The 22,929-nt window shown below is 61.2% G+C and carries 23 protein-coding genes; 15 read left to right on the top strand and 8 right to left on the bottom strand.

Going from position 1 to position 22,929, the window contains the following annotated elements:
• Positions 1-166 precede the first annotated feature (166 nt).
• Entirely contained in the window at positions 167-1,489 is a 1,323-nt protein-coding gene (gene urtA, locus AB7783_RS00785; RefSeq protein ID WP_092149862.1) for an urea ABC transporter substrate-binding protein, read from the bottom strand.
• A gap of 490 nt (positions 1,490-1,979) precedes the next feature.
• On the opposite strand from urtA, the gene AB7783_RS00780 reads away from it, so the two are divergent.
• The 3 genes from AB7783_RS00780 (at position 1,980) to AB7783_RS00770 (ending at position 4,320) form a co-directional block, all read left to right on the top strand.
• Positions 1,980-3,497, top strand: a complete 1,518-nt coding sequence (locus tag AB7783_RS00780) for a DEAD/DEAH box helicase (RefSeq protein ID WP_441276510.1) — start codon at positions 1,980-1,982, stop codon at positions 3,495-3,497.
• A 24-nt stretch (positions 3,498-3,521) separates the two neighbouring features.
• Positions 3,522-3,800, top strand: a complete 279-nt coding sequence (gene infA, locus AB7783_RS00775; RefSeq protein WP_068733922.1) for a translation initiation factor IF-1 — start codon at positions 3,522-3,524, stop codon at positions 3,798-3,800.
• A gap of 307 nt (positions 3,801-4,107) precedes the next feature.
• Positions 4,108-4,320, top strand: coding sequence for a cold-shock protein (locus AB7783_RS00770; RefSeq protein WP_011474122.1), 213 nt, complete (start codon positions 4,108-4,110; stop codon positions 4,318-4,320).
• A 152-nt stretch (positions 4,321-4,472) separates the two neighbouring features.
• Here the strand turns inward: AB7783_RS00770 and AB7783_RS00765 are convergent, their stop codons facing one another.
• From AB7783_RS00765 to AB7783_RS00750, 4 genes are all read right to left on the bottom strand, one after another.
• Positions 4,473-5,081 carry a TadE/TadG family type IV pilus assembly protein gene (locus AB7783_RS00765; RefSeq protein ID WP_320447146.1) on the bottom strand — a complete coding sequence of 203 codons (609 nt, stop codon included), beginning with the start codon at positions 5,079-5,081 and terminating at the stop codon, positions 4,473-4,475.
• A 17-nt stretch (positions 5,082-5,098) separates the two neighbouring features.
• Positions 5,099-5,647, bottom strand: a complete 549-nt coding sequence (locus AB7783_RS00760) for a TadE/TadG family type IV pilus assembly protein (RefSeq protein ID WP_441276509.1) — start codon at positions 5,645-5,647, stop codon at positions 5,099-5,101.
• A gap of 279 nt (positions 5,648-5,926) precedes the next feature.
• Positions 5,927-6,424: a pilus assembly protein N-terminal domain-containing protein gene (locus tag AB7783_RS00755; protein ID WP_441276508.1), complete on the bottom strand. Its 498-nt coding sequence runs from the start codon at positions 6,422-6,424 to the stop codon at positions 5,927-5,929.
• A gap of 1,004 nt (positions 6,425-7,428) precedes the next feature.
• Positions 7,429-8,256, bottom strand: a complete 828-nt coding sequence (locus AB7783_RS00750; RefSeq protein ID WP_089263571.1) for a sterol desaturase family protein — start codon at positions 8,254-8,256, stop codon at positions 7,429-7,431.
• Between the two features lie 285 nt (positions 8,257-8,541).
• On the opposite strand from AB7783_RS00750, the gene AB7783_RS00745 reads away from it, so the two are divergent.
• The 10 genes from AB7783_RS00745 to AB7783_RS00700 all read left to right on the top strand — a co-directional run bounded on the left by AB7783_RS00745 (position 8,542) and on the right by AB7783_RS00700 (position 17,385).
• Entirely contained in the window at positions 8,542-8,706 is a 165-nt protein-coding gene (locus tag AB7783_RS00745; RefSeq protein ID WP_089261533.1) for a Flp family type IVb pilin, read from the top strand.
• 87 nt (positions 8,707-8,793) lie between these two features.
• Positions 8,794-8,934, top strand: coding sequence for a hypothetical protein (locus AB7783_RS00740; protein WP_320447143.1), 141 nt, complete (start codon positions 8,794-8,796; stop codon positions 8,932-8,934).
• Between the two features lie 75 nt (positions 8,935-9,009).
• On the top strand, positions 9,010-9,534 hold the full coding sequence (locus AB7783_RS00735) for an A24 family peptidase (RefSeq protein ID WP_120288698.1): 525 nt from the start codon (positions 9,010-9,012) through the stop codon (positions 9,532-9,534).
• Between the two features lie 121 nt (positions 9,535-9,655).
• Positions 9,656-10,441: a Flp pilus assembly protein CpaB gene (gene cpaB, locus AB7783_RS00730; RefSeq protein WP_441276507.1), complete on the top strand. Its 786-nt coding sequence runs from the start codon at positions 9,656-9,658 to the stop codon at positions 10,439-10,441.
• 17 nt (positions 10,442-10,458) lie between these two features.
• A complete protein-coding gene (locus AB7783_RS00725) occupies positions 10,459-11,913 on the top strand; it encodes a type II and III secretion system protein family protein (RefSeq protein WP_439057442.1) in 1,455 nt (484 codons plus the stop codon).
• 23 nt (positions 11,914-11,936) lie between these two features.
• Positions 11,937-12,671: a CpaD family pilus assembly protein gene (locus AB7783_RS00720; protein WP_120289170.1), complete on the top strand. Its 735-nt coding sequence runs from the start codon at positions 11,937-11,939 to the stop codon at positions 12,669-12,671.
• On the top strand, positions 12,668-13,936 hold the full coding sequence (locus AB7783_RS00715) for an AAA family ATPase (RefSeq protein ID WP_441276506.1): 1,269 nt from the start codon (positions 12,668-12,670) through the stop codon (positions 13,934-13,936). Before AB7783_RS00720 ends, AB7783_RS00715 begins: the two co-directional genes overlap by 4 nt.
• Positions 13,937-13,957: 21 nt before the next feature.
• A complete protein-coding gene (locus tag AB7783_RS00710) occupies positions 13,958-15,415 on the top strand; it encodes a CpaF family protein (protein WP_441276505.1) in 1,458 nt (485 codons plus the stop codon).
• Positions 15,416-15,425: 10 nt separating this feature from the next.
• Positions 15,426-16,400, top strand: coding sequence for a type II secretion system F family protein (locus AB7783_RS00705; protein WP_175365648.1), 975 nt, complete (start codon positions 15,426-15,428; stop codon positions 16,398-16,400).
• A gap of 10 nt (positions 16,401-16,410) precedes the next feature.
• Positions 16,411-17,385, top strand: a complete 975-nt coding sequence (locus AB7783_RS00700; protein WP_089261544.1) for a type II secretion system F family protein — start codon at positions 16,411-16,413, stop codon at positions 17,383-17,385.
• Positions 17,386-17,439: 54 nt separating this feature from the next.
• Here the strand turns inward: AB7783_RS00700 and AB7783_RS00695 are convergent, their stop codons facing one another.
• Positions 17,440-18,243: a tetratricopeptide repeat protein gene (locus AB7783_RS00695; RefSeq protein ID WP_441231783.1), complete on the bottom strand. Its 804-nt coding sequence runs from the start codon at positions 18,241-18,243 to the stop codon at positions 17,440-17,442.
• A 173-nt stretch (positions 18,244-18,416) separates the two neighbouring features.
• Here AB7783_RS00695 and AB7783_RS00690 point away from each other — a divergent pair, with 173 nt between their 5' ends.
• The gene (locus AB7783_RS00690; protein ID WP_441276504.1) at positions 18,417-19,796 is read left to right on the top strand and encodes a leucyl aminopeptidase family protein; all 1,380 of its coding nucleotides are present in this window, start codon (positions 18,417-18,419) and stop codon (positions 19,794-19,796) included.
• The gene (locus AB7783_RS00685) at positions 19,789-20,640 is read left to right on the top strand and encodes a C40 family peptidase (protein WP_309947392.1); all 852 of its coding nucleotides are present in this window, start codon (positions 19,789-19,791) and stop codon (positions 20,638-20,640) included. Before AB7783_RS00690 ends, AB7783_RS00685 begins: the two co-directional genes overlap by 8 nt.
• Here the strand turns inward: AB7783_RS00685 and AB7783_RS00680 are convergent.
• Both AB7783_RS00680 and AB7783_RS00675 read right to left on the bottom strand, forming a co-directional pair.
• The gene (locus AB7783_RS00680) at positions 20,624-21,280 is read right to left on the bottom strand and encodes an NUDIX domain-containing protein (RefSeq protein ID WP_309947391.1); all 657 of its coding nucleotides are present in this window, start codon (positions 21,278-21,280) and stop codon (positions 20,624-20,626) included. The two genes, AB7783_RS00685 and AB7783_RS00680, sit on opposite strands and share 17 nt — an antisense overlap.
• Before the next feature lie 6 nt (positions 21,281-21,286).
• The gene (locus AB7783_RS00675) at positions 21,287-22,924 is read right to left on the bottom strand and encodes an ABC transporter ATP-binding protein (protein ID WP_441276503.1); all 1,638 of its coding nucleotides are present in this window, start codon (positions 22,922-22,924) and stop codon (positions 21,287-21,289) included.
• Positions 22,925-22,929 lie beyond the last annotated feature (5 nt).

Genomic DNA, 22,929 nt, shown 5'->3' with positions numbered 1-22,929 from the left:
ATTCACCGCCTTCTCCAGTTTTGGGAGTCTCGAGAGTCGAGATAGACACGAAACCATCAACCGTCATTGCGAGGAGCGAAGCGACGAAGCAATCCAGAAGCCGCAAACAAGAAAGAACTGGATTGCTTCGCTGCGCTCGCAATGACGGAGAGTGTGTGGAGCTAACTTACGAACCCTGACCGCCGCACTTGTTGGTCTTGGTGTTGAAGTTGCCGCACTTCTTGCCGACCCAGTCGCCGATCAGGTCCTTGGAGCCGTCGAGCTCCTTCGACCATGCATCGCCAGCCACCAGCGCCGGGGTCTTCCAGACCACGTCGAACTGGCCATTGGCCTTGATCTCGCCAATGAACACCGGCTTGGTGATGTGGTGGTTCGGCAGCATCTTCGAGGTACCGCCGGTCAGGTTCTTGGCTTCGATGCCGGGCAGTGCATCGATGACCTTGTCGGCTTCGATCGACTTGGCCTTTTCGACCGCCTTCACCCACATGTTGAAGCCGATCACGGTGGCTTCCATCGGGTCGTTGGTCACGCGCTTCGGATTCTTGGTGAAGGCCTGCCATTCCTTGATGAACTTCTCGTTCTCAGGGCTCTTGATCGACTGGAAGTAGTTCCAGGCCGCGAGATGGCCGAGCAGCGGCTTGGTGTCGATGCCGGCGAGTTCTTCTTCACCCACCGAGAACGCAACCACCGGAATGTCGGTCGCCTTGATGCCCTGGTTGCCGAGCTCCTTGTAGAACGGAACGTTGGCATCGCCGTTGATGGTCGAGACCACGGCGGTCTTCTTGCCGGCCGAGCCGAACTTCTTGATGTCGGCGACGATCGTCTGCCAGTCGCTATGACCAAATGGCGTGTAGTTGATCATGATGTCTTCCTGCTTGACGCCCTTCGACTTCAAGTAGGCTTCGAGAATCTTGTTCGTGGTGCGCGGATAGACGTAGTCGGTGCCGGCCAGCACCCAGCGCTTCACCTTCTCGTCCTTCATCAGGTAGTCGACAGCCGGGATCGCCTGCTGGTTCGGAGCAGCACCCGTGTAGAACACGTTACGCTCGGACTCTTCGCCCTCGTACTGCACGGGATAGAACAGGATGTTGTTCAGTTCCTTGAACACCGGGAGAACCGACTTGCGCGACACCGAGGTCCAGCAGCCGAACACGACGGCAACCTTGTCCTTGGTGATCAGCTCGCGCGCCTTTTCGGCGAACAGCGGCCAGTTTGAAGCGGGATCGACCACCACGGCTTCGAGCTTCTTGCCGTTCACGCCGCCCTTCTTGTTCTGCTGGTCGATCATGAACAGCACGGTGTCTTTCAACGTGGTCTCGGAAATCGCCATGGTGCCCGACAGCGAGTGCAGAACGCCGACCTTGATGGTGTCGTCTGCGGCTTTGGCCGGCGAAAATGCCGACAGGCCCAGAGCCAGACCCGTTGCCGCGGCCATCAGGCTGCGACGCGAGATCGGCTTGGCTATTGCGTGAGTCAAATTGGTAATCATGTGCGGTCTCTCCCTGACGCAGACGAAATCAATGCGGAACGGCCCCACGGCCGGCGCGTTAAGGAGATCGCAAGAAGTGTGCCAGCCCTCGAACACACGTTAAGTTATTGGGACTACTCGCATGTTTGCGATTTTCGGAAAGCGCGGAGGTTTTCCTGTTTATTTCTTGTGCAGAAAAATTGATCATGCACACGGCAAACAGCTTAAATAATCGCCAAAAATTGCCTCATGTCTAAATTTCATGCAGCGGTATTTTGTCGCTGCTTTTAACCCTCGCACCGATTAACCTTGAATCCGCCGCCTTGCTGTTCCATATCAATCGAACGACCTAGAGAATCATCAGGTCCTTGCGAGCCGCGTGTTCTGATCCCGTCTTTACTCTGATCTCCTCAGGGCAGTTCGACGGTTTCTGGCTTGCCCCTTCAGCTAACCAGAACTGACGCCCCAAACACGCGGGTGTCCCAGACACACTCGCGCGCTCCCTGGCCCCATGGTCTTTGAATCATGGCCGGGCGCCTGCTTTCACTTTGGAAAGATTAATCTTTTGACCACCTTTCAGGAATTCGGCCTCGCCGATCCCATCACCCGTGCGCTTAAAGAAGAAAACTACACCACCCCGACCCCGATCCAGGCCCAGACCATCCCGATTGCCATCACCGGCAAGGACGTGATCGGTATCGCCCAGACCGGCACCGGCAAGACCGCTTCCTTCGCGCTTCCCATCCTTCACCGCCTGCTCGAGAACCGCATCAAGCCGCAGCCGAAGACCTGCCGCGTGCTGGTGCTGAGCCCGACCCGCGAACTCTCCGGCCAGATCCTCGACTCGTTCAACGCCTATGGGCGCCATATGCACCTCGCATCGGCGCTGGCCATTGGCGGCGTGCCGATGGGCCGTCAGGTCCGTTCGCTGATGCAGGGCGTCGACGTCCTCGTCGCCACCCCGGGCCGCCTGCTCGACCTCGTGCAGAGCAACGGCCTCAAGCTCAACATGGTTGAGTTCCTGGTGCTCGACGAAGCCGACCGCATGCTCGATATGGGCTTCATCAACGACATCCGCAAAGTCGTCGCCAAGCTCCCGATCAAGCGCCAGACGCTGTTCTTCTCGGCCACCATGCCGAAGGATATCGCCGATCTTGCCGAAGCAATGCTCAAGGATCCGGCCCGCGTCGCGGTGACCCCGGTTGCCTCCACCGTGGAGCGCATCAGCCAGCGGATCATGCTGGTCGATCACTCCGCCAAGCCGACGATCCTCGCCCAGATACTCAAGACCGAGACGGTTGACCGCGCACTGGTGTTCACCCGCACCAAGCACGGCGCCGACAAGGTCGTGAAGGGGCTCGAGCGCGCCGGCATCGCCGCCGCCGCGATCCACGGCAACAAGTCGCAGAACCACCGCGAGCGCACGCTGGCCCAGTTCCGCACCGGCGAAATCCGCACCCTGGTGGCCACCGACATCGCCGCCCGCGGCATCGACGTCGACGGCATCACCCATGTGGTGAACTTCGACCTGCCGAATATCCCGGAAACCTATGTCCACCGAATCGGCCGTACGGCCCGTGCCGGACGCGAAGGCATCGCAATCTCGCTTTGCGCGGGCGAGGAAATGGCGTATCTGCGCGATATTGAAAAGCTGATCCGCATTTCGCTTCCGAAGGAAGACCGCCGCACCCCAGGCCGCAACGACGTGGGGCCGTCGCCTTCCCAGAACCGTGGCGGTCAGCGCAACGGTCGCTCCGCCCCGCACGCACCACGCAGCAATGACGGAGCGCCCAGCAAGAACGCGCGCAATCGTCGTCGTCCGCATGGCGGCAACGGTGGCGCATCGCAACCGAACCGCGATCATGGTCGGAACGAGAATGCGAGACACGAGAATGCACGGCATGAGCCGATCTCACGTCCGGCCAACCAGGCTGGAACTGCGACCAAAGAAGGGATGCAGGGCGTTGCCTTCCTGCACCGCGAAAGCCGACCGAATACAACCCCGAACCGCACCCAGCGGCCACGCTAACAGCCGATCGATCTGGAGCTAACAATGGCCAAAGAAGAGCTGATCCAGTTCGAAGGACTGGTGACCGAAATCCTCCCCGATGCACGCTATCGCGTGCAATTGGACGCAGGACACGAAATCGTCGCCTACACCGCCGGCAAGATGAAGAAGAACCGCATCAAGACGCTGGCCGGCGATCGCGTGACCATCGAGATGTCGCCCTACGATCTCGAAAAGGGTCGTCTGATTTTCCGCCACAAGGACGAGCGTCCCGGCGGTCCTCCGCGTGGCGCACCGCCGCGCGGTCAGTTCCGTCGCCGCTAAGCGCATCCAGCGTTTAAACTGTCGACAGTTTAAAATCGCGACGACAACCCATCCGCGCATCGGATCACTCGCGATGCGCGGATGGGTAAGCGTTCCTGACCGTTCGTGCGCAATCAAAAAATCGTGCGCGTCAGGATTGTTTTGAGGGGGCGCTTCCCCTAATATGAGTTAATCGATTTTCGGCCGGACGACATTATCTATCCCCCGGTGCAGCCGGTCTAGACTGACGACCCTTCCAAAAATTCGATGTCACCAGCCCACATTTGTTTCGTGGGCTACACTATATCTTTGAGAAGGGACTACCCCCATGAGCATGGGAACAGTGAAGTGGTTTAACGCGACCAAGGGCTTCGGCTTCATTCAGCCGGACGATGGTGGCAACGACGTGTTCGTTCACATCTCCGCCGTTGAGCGTGCCGGTCTCGGCACCCTGCGTGAAGGCCAGAAGATCAGCTACGAAATCGTTGCTGACCGTCGTTCCGGCAAGTCGTCGGCCGACAATCTCCGCGCCGCAGGCTAAACGATCACTCGCAAGCTTGATGCTTGCGAATTGATCGACTGAATACGAAAAGGCCGCGCTCTCGAGCGCGGCCTTTTTTCTGAAGCATGATCCGGGAAAGTGGACCGACGATCGTTCGCTGCAACTACAAACGCGCAGCGCATGATCGCAAATTACGGCGTGCAGCTCGTCACCATCACGACGCATGACGTTTGCCGCGGTCGCGTGAACATCGCATCGGACAGCGCGAGCCCGCCCTTCGGCACGACCCAGCCGATCGTCGGCACGTAGTCATAGTTGGCCTCGCCGAGGATCAGATACTGGTTCGGCAGATAGTTCCCGTTGGCGTCCTTGACAATCAGATTGGTGGGAACCGATACGATGTCGTTCACTTTCCTGACCACTTTCCCGACAAGAAAATCGCCGCGCGTCCACACCACCTTGGCGATCTTGGTCGACGGATCGATATATACCTGACTGATCGACGCCTTGAGCTGCGTCTTGTCATAGGGCGTCAGCATCGCATCGGCGATGATGAAGAAATTCGAGACATCGGTTTCCGCCAGTGTCGTGTAACGTGACGCCAGGTCGGCCATGCCCTGTGAGATCTGGCTGACTTTGCGATCGATGGCAAAGCCGTTGGTAAGGTCCAGCATGCCGAAGAACATCAGGAATATCAGCGGAATGATCATCGCGAACTCGACCGCGGATACGCCTCTCGTATCGTCTCGCAACAGCAAGGCCCGTCGCCAGGCTGCCAGTGCTGCCATCCGCACGCGCATTGTCCCGATCCCTGCCATCACTGCGGCCCGGTCGCCGCTGTCGCGGCCAGCAGGCGCTTGCTGCTCGTCGTTCCACGACTGATATTGGCGATGTTGTAGCCGAGGCCCGTCACATAGAGCGGCCACTGATAGAAGGCGCGCACGACCACCGTCTTGCTGGTTGGACAAGCCGGCGGCTCGTAGACGAAATTCGTCGACACGTAGTTGCCGCCGGCGTCGATCGGATTCGAAATGTTGATCGTTGTGCCGGGATCGTACGAGCGCACGTCGATGTCGATCTTGGCGCAATCCATCAGCGCCGATGTGCGCGCGCAGATCGGCGTTTTGAAATCGACGACTTTAGCTGCAGCGGAACACGTATAGACCGACCGCGCACCATCCTCGACGGCGGTTTCAAGGACCTGACCGGCGAAGAACACCATGCCGGTTTCCATGATGGCAAAAATCAGTGCGAAGAAGACCGGCGCAATCATAGCGAATTCGACCGCGGCCGAGCCGTTGCTGTTATGGCCGAAGCGGCGCAGGCGCCCGGCGAGCGTCGCCATCGAAATCAGCGGTAGCAGCATCTGCAAGTGCCTCGGTGATAGGAAATAACTACCGCCGAGGTGTATCGGAAACAGATTGTTGAAGTGTTTCGCCGGATCGAGACAAGATGGCTCGATGGGCTAACCCGCGATTAACCATGTGGCAGGAGGCTTGCAATGGTGTCCGGGCGGGATTGGCCTGACCGACGAAAAGTGGTGGCTTAGAGCATGATCCCGAAAAGTGGATACCGGTTTTCGGATAGGATCATGCTCCAATAAAGAAAAACGTTAGAGTCTGATTCATCGGAGATGAATCAGACTCTAGTTGTTCCTCGCCCCGATCGTCGCGGCCTGACTGCCGATGGCGCCGGCCTGATCCATCGTCGACTTGAAGAAGGTTTCCCCGTCACCCAGCGTCAAACGCCGCTCGCAATTCGCCGCGCAGCTATAGGTCTCCCGGCTCATACCGCGATAGACGGTCACAACCTTGTCGGTCGGGCCTTCCACCTGAATGACGCGGTCCATCAGCACGGAGCCTGTGCGATCAATGGCAATCACATTGGTGGCGCCATAGCTCTTGCCGGTGACAACGACCATGCCGCCGGCCTGCAGCGTCACATCGGCGATCAACGGGTTGCCGACCACGATGGTCGCGATCTTCTCGGGAAATTTGACGAGCCTGGCCTGATCGACGCTGACTGTGATCAGATCATTCGCAGGGGCCGCAAGACCGCCCGCCGGCAACAGCATGGTCCCTGCCGCCAGAGCACGGGCCACAAACACCGCGCGCATCCGCGCGCGCTTCGACTGAAACGACATCCTGTACTCCGGGACGATACAAGCCGACAAAAGCAGATACGCAGCGGTGCCGGCGCCCGACATGGCAAATGTGCCGTTAATTGATGAAGGAACTGGAAACGGCGGGGGCAGGGTGCATGATGGACGCTGTCCCGGCTTAGGAAGCCTGGATTGACTGGCATTCCGGGGCACTCGAAGGCGGCGAGGCCACTGCAGTGAGAACCTCAACCACTCCACCTGGAGCGGCGGGGAATCTCGACATGTTCAGCGCAAAACAGATCGGGATTCCGGGTTCGCGCGCGTAAAGATGCGCGCACGCCCCGGAATGACAGTGTGGGGCGGCAAGACAGCACCCAAACATTTTTTCCTATCTCTCGTTGACAATATCCCCATAAGGTTTATATTCCCATCCATCCTGCCCCACCGAGAGGGGCGATCGCGATCGTCACGTTCGCGGGGTGGGATGCGGTGGACGCCGGAGATGCGGCGTCACGCGATTCATGGGGGACGTCTGTCTTCGGGCAGGACGGATCTGCGCCAGCACTGCCACTGGCAAGGAGACGGCCGACCCTGGGATGGAAAGACTCCCTGGACAGTGTGACGGACGACCAAGTCAAAACGTGTCCGGCCTATTCGCTTGAGGCTCCCTTCCCATCGCCTTGGGACTTTAATTCGCGATCGGAGCGTTCGTCGAGGCAAAGTGCAAGCAACCGAAAAAACACCGCAGGCGGAACGTCGGGCACTCGCTCGGCGCCTCCGAAAGTCCTGATGCACTCTAGATTGCGGAAGACCGCATTCGCATCAGGCCCAAGGGTGCAACGGGCACCCGGCGTTCCGCACGCCCTCTCACAAGGGGCGGGAATGCAAAGGACGACGGCGCCCCCGCGCCGCAAACAATGGGGGCGATGACGCATGTCTGAAGAACAGTGGCTGTTTGATAGTTGAATCTGCGATGGCGCGTAGGCGCCAGAGGAATCCCTCCCTCAGCGCGGCTACGCCGCTTGGGGGAGGAGCAGGAGAGCGCGCTACTGCTTGAACGGATAGGCCAGTTGGCCGGTGAATTCGGTCGGCAACGGCTCGCCGTCGACACCGTAATTGTCCGGCAGTTCACCCTTCGGCATGCGGAAGGTCCCGAACATGATATCCCAGATCGGAAACGTGCCGGCGAAATTGGTGTTGCCGCCGCGCTCCAGCGACGTGTGGTGCCAGCGGTGGAACACCGGCGTCGCCAGCACATATTTAAACGGCCCGAGGGTCCAGTTCAGATTGGCGTGCACGAAAGCCGAGTGGAAGGTCGTGAACGGTCCGACCCACAGCATGATGTTCGGCGAGATACCGGCCATCAATAGCAACACGTCGACCGCGACGGTGCCGAGAAACAGGTTGACCGGATGAAACCGTGCAGCGGAGATCCAGTCGATCTCTTCCGACGAATGATGGATGGCGTGGTATTTCCAGAAGCCGCCGCCGTGATACATCCGGTGCAGCCAGTAGAGCATGAAGTCGGACACCACGAGAAAGAAGATCCCCTGTACCCAGAGCGGCATCTGCGCCAGCGGCCCGTGGCCGTTGTCGTAGAAGGCAATCAGTTCATCGGCATCGTGAATATTGAAGACGACGGCAGCGCCGACCACGAGGAGTCCGATTCGTACGACGCGGGTGATCAGCGGCACGAAGAACCAGTAAACCACGTCGGTCACGATCTCCGTCTTGCGCCACCAATGCTTGCCGGGATTGCAGGCCCAGAAATGCGTCAGCACCGTGAAGACCACCGCAACAACCAGCGTGATCGGCACCACCTTCATGATGGTCTCGCCGAACATGTTCAGGACTTCCATGGGGAGTATAGTCATCGCGACCTCGTAGGCTCCGGAGGCCAAGAGTTACCGCGGTATGCTTAAGGAGCAATGAAGCGAAAAGGACACGCCTGGTGTCATCACACCCAAGTCATTCTAAAATCGCCTTAAGTAGGTATTTACCGTGCAAAAGAAGAGACAAATGCGACCGACTTTCATCAATCGAATTAACCGCACTGCAATTCCCCACTCCTAGTGTCCCCTCATGGTCACGGTGCTGAGAACGCCGGGGAGACCAGGCATCACGATCGACAGCCACGTGCACATATGGAGTTTTGTATTATGAAGAACCTCGTTTCGCGTTTCATGAAGGATGAGTCCGGCGCTACTGCTATCGAATACGGCCTGATTGCTGCCGGCATCTCGCTGGCCATCATCGCGGTCGTTAACGGCCTCGGCTCGAACCTGAACGGCAAGTTCACCTCGATCAACGGCTCGCTCAAGTAAGCGACTGTTACGAGTGCATCAAAGGCTCCGGTGTCCGGAGCCTTTTTTGTTTCGGAATGCTGCTGAGCCGTCCTCGTCAAAAGTGTAATGCGTATGAGACACCCGGACATTCCCCGCTTTGTCCTGCAGGAACTTCAGATCTCGCTCCGCGACCCTGCCGGCCTGGTCTGCGCCGCATTGATCCTCGCGCTGGTCGCTGTTGCGATCCAGATCGCCAGCGTTTGGTAAATTCTTTCTTGTTGTCCGATTGTTCATTTCTGCTGGCTAGGTTTTCCGTCGTCGCCGTAACGGGCCCTTGAAGCCATGATCCTCGATTTGACGCGCCTCCTGCTGTTCCCGGGCCTGATGGCCTATGCGGCGATCAGCGACCTTTTCACGATGACCATTTCGAACCGCATCTCGCTGCTGCTGGTGGCGGGCTTCGCTGTACTGGCGATCTTCGGCGGGATGGGTCTTCACGATGCGCTGTCGCATCTCGGCGCGGGGGCGACCGTGCTGGTGGTCGCTTTCGCCTGTTTCGCGTTCGGCTGGATCGGTGGCGGCGATGCCAAGCTCGCCGCAGCCGCGGGATTGTGGTTCGGCTTCGACCATCTCCTGAACTACCTCGTTTATGCCTCGCTGTTCGGCGGCGCGCTCACATTGCTGCTGCTCCAGTTCCGGCAGTGGCCGCTGCCCTATGCGCTCGGCGGCCAGCCCTGGCTGATGCGTCTGCATCACAAGGAAACCGGCATCCCTTACGGTATTGCCCTCGCCCTCGGCGCACTGCTCATTTACCCCGACACCGGATGGGTGAAGACGATCGACCTGGCGCGTCTCGCTCTTCACTAAGATCGGAACTTTCTATTAACGCGATTTAGATACCGCTCATTAACCATGCTTTGACGAATAACTGGTCAACTCCCGTTACAGCGGCGGCAGCGTCGCGGCGTAATGTGGAAAGTTGAAGCGTATGAATACCGCACGCATTGTGGTCCTCGCCATTGCACTCGGCGCTGGCAGTGTGGCGCTATATCTTGCGAGCACATCGGACGCACCGCCGCCCCCTCAGGTCGCCGAAGCCCCGACAACTGACGTTCTCGTTGCCAAGGCCGATATCGCGCTCGGTCAGGCGCTCGGTCCCGATGATGTCCAGTGGCAGTCCTGGCCCGCATCAGCGGCGAGCACCAATGTCATCAGCCGTAACAGCCGCCCGGACGCCGCGACGCAAATCGCTGGCTCCATCGCGCGGTCGGCCTTCATTGCCGGCGAACCGATCCGCGAACCGAAACTGGTACGCGCCAATGGCGCTGGCTTCATGGCCGCCGTTCTGCCGACCGGCATGCGCGCCGTCTCCACCGAAATTTCGCCGGAAACTGGCGCCGGCGGCTTCATCCTGCCAAACGACCGCGTCGACGTGATCCTGTCGAAGCGCGAACGCGGTACGGATCGCAGCGGCATTGAGGTCATCAACTCCGAGATCATCCTGAATAATATCCGCATCCTCGCCATCGATCAGGCGCCCAAGGAAAAGGACGGTCAGAACTCAGTCGTCGGCAAGACCGCAACGCTCGAATTGAAGCCCGAACAGGCCGAGTTGCTCGCCCGCGCGCGGCAGAGCGGCACGATCTCACTGGCATTGCGGGCCCTGGTCGACGCTAACGCGCCTGCGCTGGTTGAAGATCCCAATGGCGGTAAGCGCGACAGTATTAGCATCGTGCGTTACGGCATCCCGTCGACCGCGACCATGACGAAGTGATGAAGAGGACGCAGGCGATGAAGCGCATCACAACAGGCGGATCGATGCGGGCTCTTGCAGCCCGCGCGCTGTCGCTCACCGCCATCACGGCGCTCACGATCAATCCCGTATTGACGCCCGTTTTCGCGGCCGACTCCGCGTCCATGCAAGCCGGCAGCGCCGGCGCCTTGAACGCAAAATTCCTGCCGCTCGGCATCGGCAAGTCGATCGTTATCGACCTGCCGCGCGACATCAAGGATGTGCTGGTCGCCGATCCCAAGATCGCCAACGCCGTCGTGCGTTCGGCGCAGCGCGCCTACATCATCGGTGCGACCGTAGGCCAGACCAACATCGTATTCTTCGACGTCAACGGCCAGCAGATCGCCGCCTATGATATCGCCGTCACGCGCGACCTGAATGGTATTCGGGCCGCGCTCAAGCAGACCATGCCCAATACGGATATTCGCATCGAAGGTCTCGGCGATGGCGTGATGCTGTCGGGTACGGCATCGAGTCAGGTCGAAGCGCAGCAGGCCGCGGACCTCGCGGCGCGCCTCGTCGGCGGCATGGACAAGGTCGTGAACAGCATCTCGGTGCGCGGGCGTGATCAGGTCATGCTCAAGGTCACCGTTGCGGAAGTCCAGCGCAACATTGTCAAGCAGCTCGGCGTCGATCTGTCGGCGTCGATGAGCTACGGCACGTCCGTCGTCAACTTCAACAATAGCAACCCGTTCACGGCGCGCGGCGGCAGCCTGGTCTCCGATAATGCCCTCAAGGCATCCTTCGGATCGACGCCATCCGTCACGGCAACGCTGAAGGCGATGGAAAACGCCGGCGTCATCCGGACGCTCGCCGAGCCCACGCTGACCGCGATCTCCGGCGAGACCGCCAATTTCCTTGCGGGTGGTGAATTCCCGGTCCCCGGCGGTAATACCTGCGATCCCACGACGCGGATCTGTACGACGCAGATTACCTTCAAGAAATTCGGTATTTCGCTGGGCTTTACGCCGGTGGTTCTGAGCGAAGGTCGTATCAGCCTGCGTGTCGGCACCGAAGTCTCCGAGCTGTCGCAGGAAAATTCCGTCACGATCAGCGGAACGTCGATCCCGGCGATCAAGGTCAACCGTGCGGACACCACGCTCGAGATTCCGTCCGGCGGTTCGATGGTGATGGCCGGCCTTATCAAGCAGCAGACCAAAGCGGCCATCAGCGGCCTGCCGGGCATGTCGCAATTGCCTGTGCTGGGCACGCTGTTCCGCAGCCGGGATTACGTCAACAACAACACCGAGCTGATGGTCCTGGTCACGCCCTATGTGGTCCGCGCCGTCGCGCAGAAGGATCTCTCGCGTCCGGACGACGGCTTCGTGGATGCATCCGATCCGCAGGCCGATCTGCTCGGCAACGTCAACCGCATCTATGGCGCACCGCACCGCACCGAGCCGACCCAACCGACGCGCAGCTATCGCGGCGTTTTCGGCTTCATCACGGATTGAGACGGGGCAAGTATCCGATGACCATGATCAATCACACAGCGATACACTCTTCGCGCACACGGAATGCCACTGGCGCGCTGCTGGTCCTGGCGCTTGCGCTCGGCGGCTGCAAGACCGTTGCGCAGGACACCACGTCGAGCATACCGGACGATTACCGGCTGCGGCATCCCATCGTTGTCGAAGAACGGGCCAAGACCACCGAGGTCTTCGTCGGCAGCCAGCGCGGCGGCCTGTCGGCCACACAGCGCGCGGATGTCGTATCGCTCGGTCAGGACTGGTTGCGCGAAGGCACCGGCGTCATCACTGCGGAGGTGCCGGTCAATACACCGAATGCACGCGCCGCCAAAGAGTCTTATCGTGAGGTTCATTCACTTCTGATGGCGATCGGCGTGCCGCAGAACGGCGTCCTGATGCGCAGCTATCAGCCGAGCGATCCGCGTATGTTGCCAACCATCCGCGTCAGCTACCCGCTGATCGCGGCTTCGGCCGGTCCGTGCGGCACCTGGCCCGACGACCTTGCGTCGTCGATCAAGAACAAGGGCTATCTCGCGAACAAGCCGTACTACAATCTCGGCTGTGCGCAGCAACGCAATCTCGCCGCCATGGTCGCCAATCCTTCGGATCTGGTTCAGCCGCGCGCCGAAACCCCTGTCTATGCCGGCCGACGTACCGTCGTGCTGGACAAGTATCGCAAGGGTGAGAGCACCGCGACGACCTATCCCGAAGACAAGACCAGAATCAGCAATGTGGGCCAATGATTAGCTACGCGCAGAAAACCGCAGACGAGCAGCCCTCCGCCGCAACACCCGCGGCAGAGGAGCATATTGCGCCGGCACCGCGGGTGTCGGTGCAGGCGTTCTGCGAGACAGTGGAAACCGCTGCCGCTGTGCAGGCCGCCGCCGAGGACAGGCGCCTGGGCAAGGCTCACATCAAGATCCAGATGGGCGGCATGCCTGCGGCCATCGAGGCCTATCGGTCGGCACCGACGCCTAACGTCATCGTTCTCGAGACCGAACCGCGCGGCGACATTCTCGCTGGCCTTGATCAACTGGCGACTGTTTGCGATTCCGGTACCCGCGTCGTGGTGATCGGCAAGGTCAACGATGTCACGCTCTACCGCGAGCTCGTTCGTCGCGGCGTCAGCGACTACGTGATCGCGCCTGTTGTGACCATCGACGTCGTTCGTTCGATCTGCGGACTGTTCTCGGCACCGGAAGCCAAGGCGGTCGGCCGCATCATTGCCGTGGTCGGCGCCAAGGGCGGCGTCGGCGCGTCCACCATCGCTCACAACGTCGCCTGGGCGATCGCGCGCGATCTGGCACTGGACTCCGTTGTCGCAGATCTCGATCTCGCCTTTGGAACTGCCGGGCTGGACTACAACCAGGACCCGCCGCAGGGCATCGCCGACGCAGTGTTCTCGCCGGATCGTGTCGACACCGCCTTCATCGATCGTCTGCTGTCGAAGTGCACCGACCATCTCAGCCTGCTGGCTGCCCCCGCCACGCTGGACCGCGTCTACGATTTTGGCGCCGAGGCCTTCGACTCGATCTTTGACACGCTGCGGTCGACAATGCCCTGCATCGTGCTCGACGTGCCGCATCAATGGTCGGGCTGGACCAAGCGGGCCCTGATCGGCGCGGACGACATCCTGATCGTTGCAGCACCGGATCTCGCCAACCTGCGCAATACCAAGAACATGTACGATCTGATCAAGGCCTCACGCCCCAATGATCGCGCACCGCTGTACTGTCTCAATCAGGTCGGCGTTCCAAAGCGGCCCGAAATCAGCGCCAGCGAATTCGCCAAGGCCATCGAGACACCGCCGATCGTCACGATCCCGTTCGATCCGCAGATGTTCGGCTCGGCCGCCAACAACGGGCAGATGATTGCCGAAATTGCCGCCGGCCATCGCACCACCGAACTCTTTCTGCAAATTGCGCAGCGGCTGACGGGCCGCGGTGAGGCCAAGAAGCCACGAGGATCCTTCCTGGGTCCGTTCCTGGAGAAATTGCGGTCGAGGTAATTCACCGCATGGAGTGTTGTCGTGTTTGGTAAGCGTAGCGGAACAGATACCGATGTCCGGGCCGTCAAGCCCACCAGCGCGCCGGAGCCCTCTCCCGGCGCGATGGCTGCGTCTGCGCCACCGGCTGTGTCATCGCCGCCGCTGTCACCCGCGCGTGCTGCACCAGCGGCCCCCGTCATCGCAGAGCGTCGCTCCGAAAATTACTATCAGGTCAAAGCCACGATTTTCGGCGCCCTGATCGAGGCGATCGACCTCGCGCAGCTCGCCAAGCTCGACGGCGAATCCGCGCGCGAGGAAATCCGCGACATCGTTAACGAGATCATCGCGATCAAGAACATCGTGATGTCCATTGCCGAGCAGGAAGAACTGCTCGACGACATCTGCAACGACGTGCTCGGTTACGGGCCACTCGAGCCGCTTCTGGCGCGCGACGACATCGCCGACATCATGGTCAATGGCGCCGGCACAGTGTTCATCGAAGTCGCCGGCAAGATCCAGAAGACCGGTATCCGTTTCCGCGACAATCAGCAGCTGCTGAATATCTGCCAGCGCATCGTCAGCCAGGTCGGCCGCCGCGTCGACGAATCCTCACCGATCTGCGACGCTCGTCTTGCCGACGGTTCCCGCGTCAACGCCATCGTGCCGCCGCTGGCCATCGATGGTCCCGCGCTGACGATTCGTAAGTTCAAGAAGGACAAGCTGACGCTCGAGCAGCTGGTCAAATTCGGCGCAATCTCGCCGGACGGCGCCCAGATCCTCCAGATCATCGGCCGCTGCCGCGCCAACGTGCTCATCTCCGGCGGTACCGGTTCGGGCAAGACCACGCTGCTGAACTGCCTCACCAACTATATCGACGACGACGAGCGCATTATCACCTGTGAGGACGCCGCTGAACTTCAGCTGCAGCAGCCCCACGTGGTGCGGCTCGAAACCCGGCCGCCGAACATCGAGGGCGAAGGCCAGGTCACGATGCGCGAACTGGTGCGTAACTGTCTGCGTATGCGTCCGGAGCGGATCATCGTCGGCGAAGTCCGCGGACCCGAGGCATTCGACCTGTTGCAGGCGATGAATACCGGCCATGACGGCTCGATGGGCACCCTCCACGCCAACAATCCGCGTGAAGCGCTGTCGCGCTGCGAATCCATGATCACCATGGGTGGCTTCTCGCTGCCCTCGCGCACCATTCGCGAAATGATCTGCGCGTCCATCGACGTCATCGTACAGGCCGCCCGTCTGCGCGACGGCTCGCGCCGCATCACGCACATCACCGAGGTGATGGGCATGGAAGGCGACACCATCATTACGCAGGACCTGTTCGTCTACGACATGGTCGGTGAAGACGCCAACGGCAACATCATCGGACGACACCGCTCGACCGGCATTGGCCGCCCGCGGTTCTGGGATCGTGCCCGCTATTACGGCGAGGAGAAGCGGCTCGCGGCGGCGCTCGATGCTGCCGAAGTCATAGCGCCGAACTGAGGAGCGAATGATGAACATGCAGGCGCTCGCATTGGCATTCATGGCCAGCATCGCTGTCGGCGGTCTGGCCTGGGTTTTTCTCTATCCGCTGTTGTCCGGCGAGAAGAAGGCCGAAACCCGCCGCGCATCGGTCGCGCGGACGGAGCCCGTGGCGCGCCAGGTCGACAGAAACCAGCGCTCCCGGCGCGAGCAGGTCGAAGGATCTCTCAAGGAAGTCGAAGCACGTCTCCAGAAGGAAAAGAAGATCCCGCTCGGAATCCGGATCGCGCAGGCCGGCCTCGACTGGAGCGACCAGAAATTCATGGTGATCTCCGGCATTCTGGGAGGCGGAAGCTTCCTGGTGACCATGATGTTTGGCGGCGGTCTGCTCGCGGCCGCCGGTCTCGGATTCGCCGCCGGCTTCGGCCTGCCGCGCTGGATCCTCAGCTTTCTCAAGAAGCGGCGCGAGGCGGCCTTCCTCAAAGCGCTTCCAGATGCTGTCGACGTCATCGTTCGCGGTATCAAGGCCGGTCTGCCGCTATTCGACTCGATCAAGGTTGTCGCCGCCGACGCGTCGGAACCCCTACGCAGCGAATTTCTTGCCATCATCGAAACTCAGACCATAGGTATGCCGCTCGGCGAGGCTTGTGCACGACTCTATGAGCGCATGCCGCTTCCGGAGGCCAACTTCTTCGGCATCGTCATCGCGATTCAGCAGAAGTCGGGTGGCAACCTCTCGGAAGCTCTTGGCAATCTCTCCAAGGTGCTGCGCGACCGCAAGAAGATGGCCGAGAAAATCCAGGCCATGTCGATGGAAGCCAAGGCGTCCGCCGGCATCATCGGCTCGCTGCCGCCGATCGTGATGTTGCTCGTCTATCTCAGCACGCCTGAATATATTTCGCTGCTGTGGACCCATCCGACAGGCCGCCTGATGCTGGCGGCCTGCGTGGTCTGGATGTCCTGCGGCATCTACGTCATGAAGCGCATGATCAACTTCGACTTCTGATGGTGCCAGCATGCTCGATCTCCTGATAGCAAAGCTTCACGACATCCGTTTCATGACGATGCTGCTGGCCGCGATCGCGGTTGCGGCAACGGCCTACAGCCTGCTGACGCCGCTATTCGCCGGCGATGGCCTCGCCAAGCGAATGAAAGCGGTCGCCAGCGAGCGGGAGCGGCTGCGGCAGCGCGAGCGGGACCGCATGGCCAAAGGCGAGAGAGTGTCGCTGCGCCAGACGCCGAAGCAACTCGTCTCCAAGGTTGTGACCGACTTCAACCTCAGCAAATGGCTGGCGCAGGAAGCCGCGCTCGACAAGCTGGTCATGGCCGGCTATCGCGGCCAAGCGCCCTATATCACCTTCCTGTTCTTCCGCGCTGTGACACCAATCGTGTTCCTCGTCTTCGCGATCCTCTATGTGTTCGTCATCTCGCGCATGGAACAGTCGATGCCCATCAAGATCGGCATGTGCCTCGGTGCCGCCTATCTTGGCCTGCAGGCGCCGATGATCTTTCTCAAGAATGCAATCACCAAACGCCAGCTTTCGATCCGCCGCGCGTTTCCGGACGCTCTCGATCTGCTGCTGATCTGTATCGAATCCGGCATGTCCATCGAAGTCGCGTTTCGCCGCGTGTCCATCGAGATCGGAACGCAGTCGGTGGCGCTGGCCGAGGAATTCACACTGACCACGGCCGAACTGTCTTATCTGCAGGATCGCAAGGTTGCATATGAGAACCTCGCAAAGCGTACCGGATTGGAGGGCGTCAAATCAGTCTGTCTGGCGCTAATGCAGTCGGAACGCTACGGCACTCCGCTCGGTCAGAGCCTTCGCGTGATGGCGCAGGAAAACCGCGACATGCGCATGAACGAAGCCGAGAAGAAGGCCGCCGCGCTGCCGCCGAAGCTGACGGTGCCGATGATCCTGTTCTTCCTGCCGGTTCTGTTCGTCGTCATTCTCGGCCCAACGGGCATCAAGGTCGCAGCGATGCAGTGACGCCGGTGAGCTTGGCCTTGCTCAGCGTCATTGCGAAATTTGACCTGCGAGAAATTACGACCGACGCGGTGCGTCGTCGTCCCGGGCGCCCAGGCGGGGCTGACCTTTACTGCTCAGCATCTGCTTGAGATAGGCGACATTCGCCGCTGCTTCATCTGGCGGCAGGTCAGCCCTCACAATGGATTCCGCTTCACCGAACCGGCCTTGCAGGCCAACCACGAGACCGAGATTCTGGCGAACGCGCGGATCGACATTGCCGCGGCCCTGCGCGCGGCGCAGCGTCGCCTCGGCCTGCGGCAGATCCTTCGAAAGCATGTAGGACAGACCGAGATTGGAGAGCACGGACGGCTCCTCCGGCCTGATCTTCAGCGCGCTGTCGTAGTAACGGCGGGCTTCGTCATGCCTCCCCATCTGGTCAAGGACGGCGCCTTGTGCCGACAGGATACGCCAGTCCGGATTGGCTGGGCTATGTGCGGTGGTCAGCACATCGAAGGCGCGCTGGAAGCTGCCGGCGTCGGCCAGCGCGCGGCCGTAGCCTGCCAGCAGCGGCCTGTTGCCGGGATTCGTCAGCGTCGCCTGTTCGAACACCGAAACGGCCTGGGCCCGCTGGCCGTTGGCCCGGAGCGCCTGGCCGTAACGCAGGGCAGCGTCAGCATCCTTGGGATTGGCGCGATAGCGTTCGCCATAGACTTCGGCAGCACGCGCGGGATCGGCATCGGCTGGTGCTTCCGCCCGAGCGCCAAGGGAACCGGTGATATCGGACATGCCCGCCGTCTTGCAGCCGGCAAGGCCTGCGGCCAGGATCGCGGTCACCGCCGCGGTCGTCAAAAGCCGGGCAAGACAAGGGGGCTGACGCATGACAGGTTGACTCAACAATGGAGCGAACGGGCGGGCCGGATGCCTTCAGCAATAGAGTGTTAACCCTAATGGCTGGTTAATCGGCGCGGGCCACGCCATATCCTCCCATACCGTCGCTTGACGCCCTTTGCGCTTCAGGTGTCATTGCCGCTCCCCTTCGCGAGATTCTGCATATGCATTCCGCCTTTGAGACCGCCGCCGCATCCGCCATCCCGATCACCTTCGCGACCAAGACAAACTGGCCTGAAATCGGCGCGGCACTCCCCGCGCGGGCGAGAGCTTTCGCCGCGGCCAACGGTTTTGCGGCGAAGCCCGGCGCCTGGCTGGCGCTGCCAGCAGACGATGGCGCCATCGCCCAGGTGATCTTCGGGCTGGAAGACGACAGCGCGACCTACCGTGACCTGTTTCGCCCCGGACAGTTGCCCGGCCTGCTGCCGCCGGGCACCTACCGTTTCGCCAACGCCCCCCACGACACCCGCCTCGCCGTACTCGCTTTCGCCCTCGGCAGCTATCGTTTCGGCCGTTATCGCAAGAATGATGAGCCCAAGGCGAAGCTGGTGCCGCCGGATGGTATCGATGTCGCCGATATCAGCCGCATGGCCGAGGCTGCAGCATTGGCGCGCGATCTCATCAATACGCCGTCGAACGATATGGGACCGGAAGAACTCGCCGCGACCGCAAAGAATCTCGCCACGCGTTTTGGCGCAGAGTTCAACTGCATCGTGGGCGACGACCTCGTGCAACAGAATTTCCCACTGATCCACGCTGTGGGCATGGCCTCGACACGTGCGCCACGACTGATCGATTTCTCCTGGGGAGATCCGTCGCATCCCAAGGTGACGCTGGTCGGCAAGGGCGTCTGCTTCGACACCGGCGGTCTCGATCTCAAGCCATCGAGCGGCATGCTGATCATGAAGAAGGATATGGGCGGTGCGGCCAATGTCCTGGCGCTGGCGCTGATGGTGATGGACGCCAAGCTCAAGGTGCGGTTGCGCGTACTGATCCCTGCGGTGGAGAACGCCGTTGCCGGCAACGCCTTCCGCCCGCTCGATATTTTCAAGTCGCGCAAGGGCCCGACCGTCGAGATCGGCAACACCGACGCCGAGGGCCGCCTGGTGCTGGCCGATGCGCTGGCCTATGCCGATGAGGAGAAACCGGACCTGCTGGTCGATCTGGGCACGCTGACCGGCGCCGCACGCGTGGCGCTCGGCCCCGATCTGCCGCCCTACTACACCAATGACGAAACGCTTGCGCTCGACATCGCGCGCTGTGCGAAGGAGCAGAACGATCCGCTGTGGCGGCTGCCGCTCTGGGCTCCCTACGATGCGTGGCTCGACTCCAAGGTCGCCAACATCAACAACGCGCCCTCCGGCGGCTTTGCCGGCTCAATCACATGCGCGCTATTCCTGCAGCGTTTCGTCGAAGCTGCGAAGAGCTGGCTGCATGTTGATATCTATGGCTGGACGCCATCGGCGAAGCCAGCGCGCCCCGAAGGTGGCGAATGCCAGGCTGCACGTGCAATCTATCAGCTATTGAGTCAGCGCTATGGATAAACGAGATCCCCGGCTCACGCCTGCGCGACCTGACGTGGCCGCGCGATATCTTGAAGGTCAGGTCGAGGCCGCACGTTTCGTCGACGGCGAAGAATTCGAGGTTGCCGATGGCGTCGCCTCCATGCGGCTCCAACCATTCTCCGGCGCCGAAATGAATACGCAGGCCTTGAAGGGCGAGCGCTTCACCATCTACGATCGCAACGACGAAGGCTGGGCCTGGGGCCAACTCAATGGCGACGGCTATGTCGGCTGGCTTTCGGATCTCGCACTCTATCCACCCGGGCCGACGCCAACACACAAAGTGACCGCGCTCCGGACGTTCCTTTTCCCTGGGCCCTCCATCAAGCTGCCGCCGACAGATACGCTGCCGCTCGGCGCGCGCCTGGCCATCGTCAAGATGACCGACGCGTTTGCGATAACCAATGCCGGACATTGCGTACCGCGGCGGCATGTCACGGAGATCGATGCGTTCGAGACCGATTTCGTTGCGGTCGCCGAGCGCTTCGTCGGCACACCCTATCTCTGGGGCGGCAAGAGCAGCCTCGGTATCGATTGCTCGGGGCTGGTGCAAATCGCGCTGACCGCCGCAGGAACTGGGTGCCCGCGTGACAGCGACATGCAGGAGAGCGGCCTCGGCCGCGCCTTGTCAGACGCCAAGATGCAGCATCTGAAGCGCGGCGATCTGATCTTCTGGAAGGGCCACGTCGCCATCGCCCGCGATGCCGACACGATCGTGCATGCCAATGCGCATCACATGGCGACGGCCATTGAAGACACGAAAGGCGCCATTGCGCGGATCAGGGCGGCCGGCAGCAACGTCACGAACATCAAACGGCTGGACTAGGCACCGCGCGCTCGTAGTAATCCCGCAGTCGGTCACGATGCAGCGCCAGCCATTGCAGGGCGCTAACCATCAAGCCGTTGTAAACTGCGCCGCTATCCAGCGCCGCGATCGCCTCGTCGATGGAGACCACGAAAGGCCGCGTATCCTCCGTCTCTCCGACGAGGCCACCCCGAACAGGCACCTTGCTGCTGTCGACGAAGCCGAGAAAGAACGTGATATATTCGTCGGTGCAGCCTGGCGTTGGCAGCACGCTATAGAGTTCAAACAAACGCTGCGGCGTTACGCCGATCTCTTCCGCGCATTCTCGCGCAGCGGCAGCGAGCGGCGTCTCATCGCCATCGATCCGCCCGGCGACGATCTCGACCATCTCGCCACGCCCCGTGGCCAGATGCGCCGGTAAACGGAACTGGTGAATCAGCACGATCTTGCCGCGCTCCAGATCGATGGGAATTACTGCTGCCACCTTGCTCGCGCGCAACACATCGCGCTGCTGCCGCAACGTCTCATCGTCCGCGCGAATGATCGCGATGTCGTAGCGCTCGTAGGTCATGAAGCCGCGTCCGACCACCGTCGGGGCCGAGACAGCGACATCGGCAGCACGGTCTGCAATGGCGGGACGGTGATCGTTGTCTTTCGTCATCGTGTCCTACTGCGCAGCATCCCCGCCCGGTGCCGTTTCGATCCTGAACGCTGCGGCAAACAGCGCGCGGGTGTAATCGCTCTTCGGATTCTTGAACAGCTCGGCCGCCGGCCCTTCCTCGACCACCTTGCCATGGCGCATCACGATGAGATGGCTGGCCAGTGACGCGACCACGCGCAGGTCATGCGAGATGAACAGATAAGTGAGATCGCGCTTGCGCTGCAGCTCGCGCAGGAGGTCCACCATCTGCGCCTGGAACAACATGTCGAGCGCGCTGGTCGGCTCGTCCAGAACGACGAAACTCGGCTCCAGCACAGCAGCGCGCGCGATGCTGATACGCTGGCGCTGGCCGCCGGAGAATTCATGCGGATAACGGAACCGCGTCTTCGGATCGAGCCCGACATCCTGCAGTGCCTTGACGACGCGCGTCTCACGATCCTCCGGCGAAAGAGAGGGCTGATGCACGCTGAGCCCCTCGGCGACGATATCTCCGACTGACATACGCGGCGACAGCGCCCCGAACGGATCCTGAAACACGATCTGCATGTCACGCCGGATCGGCCGCATGTCCTTGAATTGCAAACCCTGGATATCCTTGCTCAGGAACACGATCGGCCCCTGCGAGGAGATCAGCCGCAGCAGCGCAAGACCGAGCGTGGTCTTGCCCGAACCGGACTCGCCGACGACACCCAGCGTCTCGCCCTGGCGCACCTTCAGACTGACGCCGTCCACGGCCTTCACGTGACCCACCGTCTTGCGCAGCAATCCGCGCTTGATCGGAAACCAGACCTTGAGACCGTCCGTCGACATCACCACCGGCGCTTCCGGCCGTGGCGGCGCAGGATCAGGCTTCGGCTCGGCTGCGAGCAGCGCCTTGGTGTAGGCATGCTGCGGCGACGTGAACACCTGCTCCACCGGACCCTGCTCGACGATCTTGCCATTGTTCATGACGCAGACGGTGTCGGCGATACGGCGGACGATGCCGAGATCGTGGGTGATGAAGAGGAGGCTCATGCCGAGCCGCTGACGAATATCGGCCAGCAGAGCGAGGATCTGCGCCTGCACCGTGACGTCCAGCGCCGTGGTCGGTTCGTCGGCGATCAGCAGATCGGGCTCGTTCGCGAGCGCCATCGCGATCATGACGCGCTGGCGCTGACCGCCAGACAGCTGATGCGGATAGCTGGCGAGACGCGTTTCCGGATCGGGAATGCCGACTTGCGTCAACAATTCCAGCGTTCGTTCGCGCGCCTTGTTGCCGCGAATGCCGTTATGGAGTTGCAGTATCTCGCCGATCTGCGCACCGATGGTGTGCAGCGGGTTCAGCGAGGTCATCGGCTCCTGGAAGATGATAGAGATATCGTTGCCGCGGATGCCGCGGATCTCGCGCTCCGACATGCTCAGGAGCTCATGGCCCTTGAAGCGGATATGGCCGGACGGATGTGATGCCGTCGGATAGGGCAACAGCCGCAGGATCGACATGGCGCTGACGGATTTGCCCGAGCCGGACTCGCCCACAAGCGCAACGCACTCGCCGCGTTTGATCTCGAACGACACCCTGTCGACAGCGACCGACGTATTGCCGCCATGGTGGAAGGCGACCGAAAGATCGCGCACATCGAGCAGCGGCTGGTTGATGGCATCCATGCTGC

The sequence above is a fragment of the Tardiphaga sp. 172_B4_N1_3 genome (assembly GCF_052076035.1).
Classification (GTDB): domain Bacteria; phylum Pseudomonadota; class Alphaproteobacteria; order Rhizobiales; family Xanthobacteraceae; genus Tardiphaga; species Tardiphaga robiniae.
The sequence above is the reverse complement of the archived record's forward strand: the minus strand, read 5'-3'. Positions and strand labels throughout refer to the sequence as shown.

Bases quoted from the DNA above. Each gene is read 5' to 3' on its own strand.
- urtA (WP_092149862.1), bottom strand. From the start codon at position 1,489: ATGATTACCAATTTGACTCACGCAATAGCCAAGCCGATCTCGCGTCGC.
- AB7783_RS00780 (WP_441276510.1), top strand. From the start codon at position 1,980: ATGGTCTTTGAATCATGGCCGGGCGCCTGCTTTCACTTTGGAAAGATT.
- infA (WP_068733922.1), top strand. From the start codon at position 3,522: ATGGCCAAAGAAGAGCTGATCCAGTTCGAAGGACTGGTGACCGAAATC.
- AB7783_RS00770 (WP_011474122.1), top strand. From the start codon at position 4,108: ATGAGCATGGGAACAGTGAAGTGGTTTAACGCGACCAAGGGCTTCGGC.
- AB7783_RS00765 (WP_320447146.1), bottom strand. From the start codon at position 5,081: ATGCGCGTGCGGATGGCAGCACTGGCAGCCTGGCGACGGGCCTTGCTG.
- AB7783_RS00760 (WP_441276509.1), bottom strand. From the start codon at position 5,647: ATGCTGCTACCGCTGATTTCGATGGCGACGCTCGCCGGGCGCCTGCGC.
- AB7783_RS00755 (WP_441276508.1), bottom strand. From the start codon at position 6,424: ATGTCGTTTCAGTCGAAGCGCGCGCGGATGCGCGCGGTGTTTGTGGCC.
- AB7783_RS00750 (WP_089263571.1), bottom strand. From the start codon at position 8,256: ATGACTATACTCCCCATGGAAGTCCTGAACATGTTCGGCGAGACCATC.
- AB7783_RS00745 (WP_089261533.1), top strand. From the start codon at position 8,542: ATGAAGAACCTCGTTTCGCGTTTCATGAAGGATGAGTCCGGCGCTACT.
- AB7783_RS00740 (WP_320447143.1), top strand. From the start codon at position 8,794: ATGCGTATGAGACACCCGGACATTCCCCGCTTTGTCCTGCAGGAACTT.
- AB7783_RS00735 (WP_120288698.1), top strand. From the start codon at position 9,010: ATGATCCTCGATTTGACGCGCCTCCTGCTGTTCCCGGGCCTGATGGCC.
- cpaB (WP_441276507.1), top strand. From the start codon at position 9,656: ATGAATACCGCACGCATTGTGGTCCTCGCCATTGCACTCGGCGCTGGC.
- AB7783_RS00725 (WP_439057442.1), top strand. From the start codon at position 10,459: ATGAAGCGCATCACAACAGGCGGATCGATGCGGGCTCTTGCAGCCCGC.
- AB7783_RS00720 (WP_120289170.1), top strand. From the start codon at position 11,937: ATGATCAATCACACAGCGATACACTCTTCGCGCACACGGAATGCCACT.
- AB7783_RS00715 (WP_441276506.1), top strand. From the start codon at position 12,668: ATGATTAGCTACGCGCAGAAAACCGCAGACGAGCAGCCCTCCGCCGCA.
- AB7783_RS00705 (WP_175365648.1), top strand. From the start codon at position 15,426: ATGAACATGCAGGCGCTCGCATTGGCATTCATGGCCAGCATCGCTGTC.
- AB7783_RS00700 (WP_089261544.1), top strand. From the start codon at position 16,411: ATGCTCGATCTCCTGATAGCAAAGCTTCACGACATCCGTTTCATGACG.
- AB7783_RS00695 (WP_441231783.1), bottom strand. From the start codon at position 18,243: ATGCGTCAGCCCCCTTGTCTTGCCCGGCTTTTGACGACCGCGGCGGTG.
- AB7783_RS00690 (WP_441276504.1), top strand. From the start codon at position 18,417: ATGCATTCCGCCTTTGAGACCGCCGCCGCATCCGCCATCCCGATCACC.
- AB7783_RS00685 (WP_309947392.1), top strand. From the start codon at position 19,789: ATGGATAAACGAGATCCCCGGCTCACGCCTGCGCGACCTGACGTGGCC.
- AB7783_RS00680 (WP_309947391.1), bottom strand. From the start codon at position 21,280: ATGACGAAAGACAACGATCACCGTCCCGCCATTGCAGACCGTGCTGCC.
- AB7783_RS00675 (WP_441276503.1), bottom strand. From the start codon at position 22,924: ATGGATGCCATCAACCAGCCGCTGCTCGATGTGCGCGATCTTTCGGTC.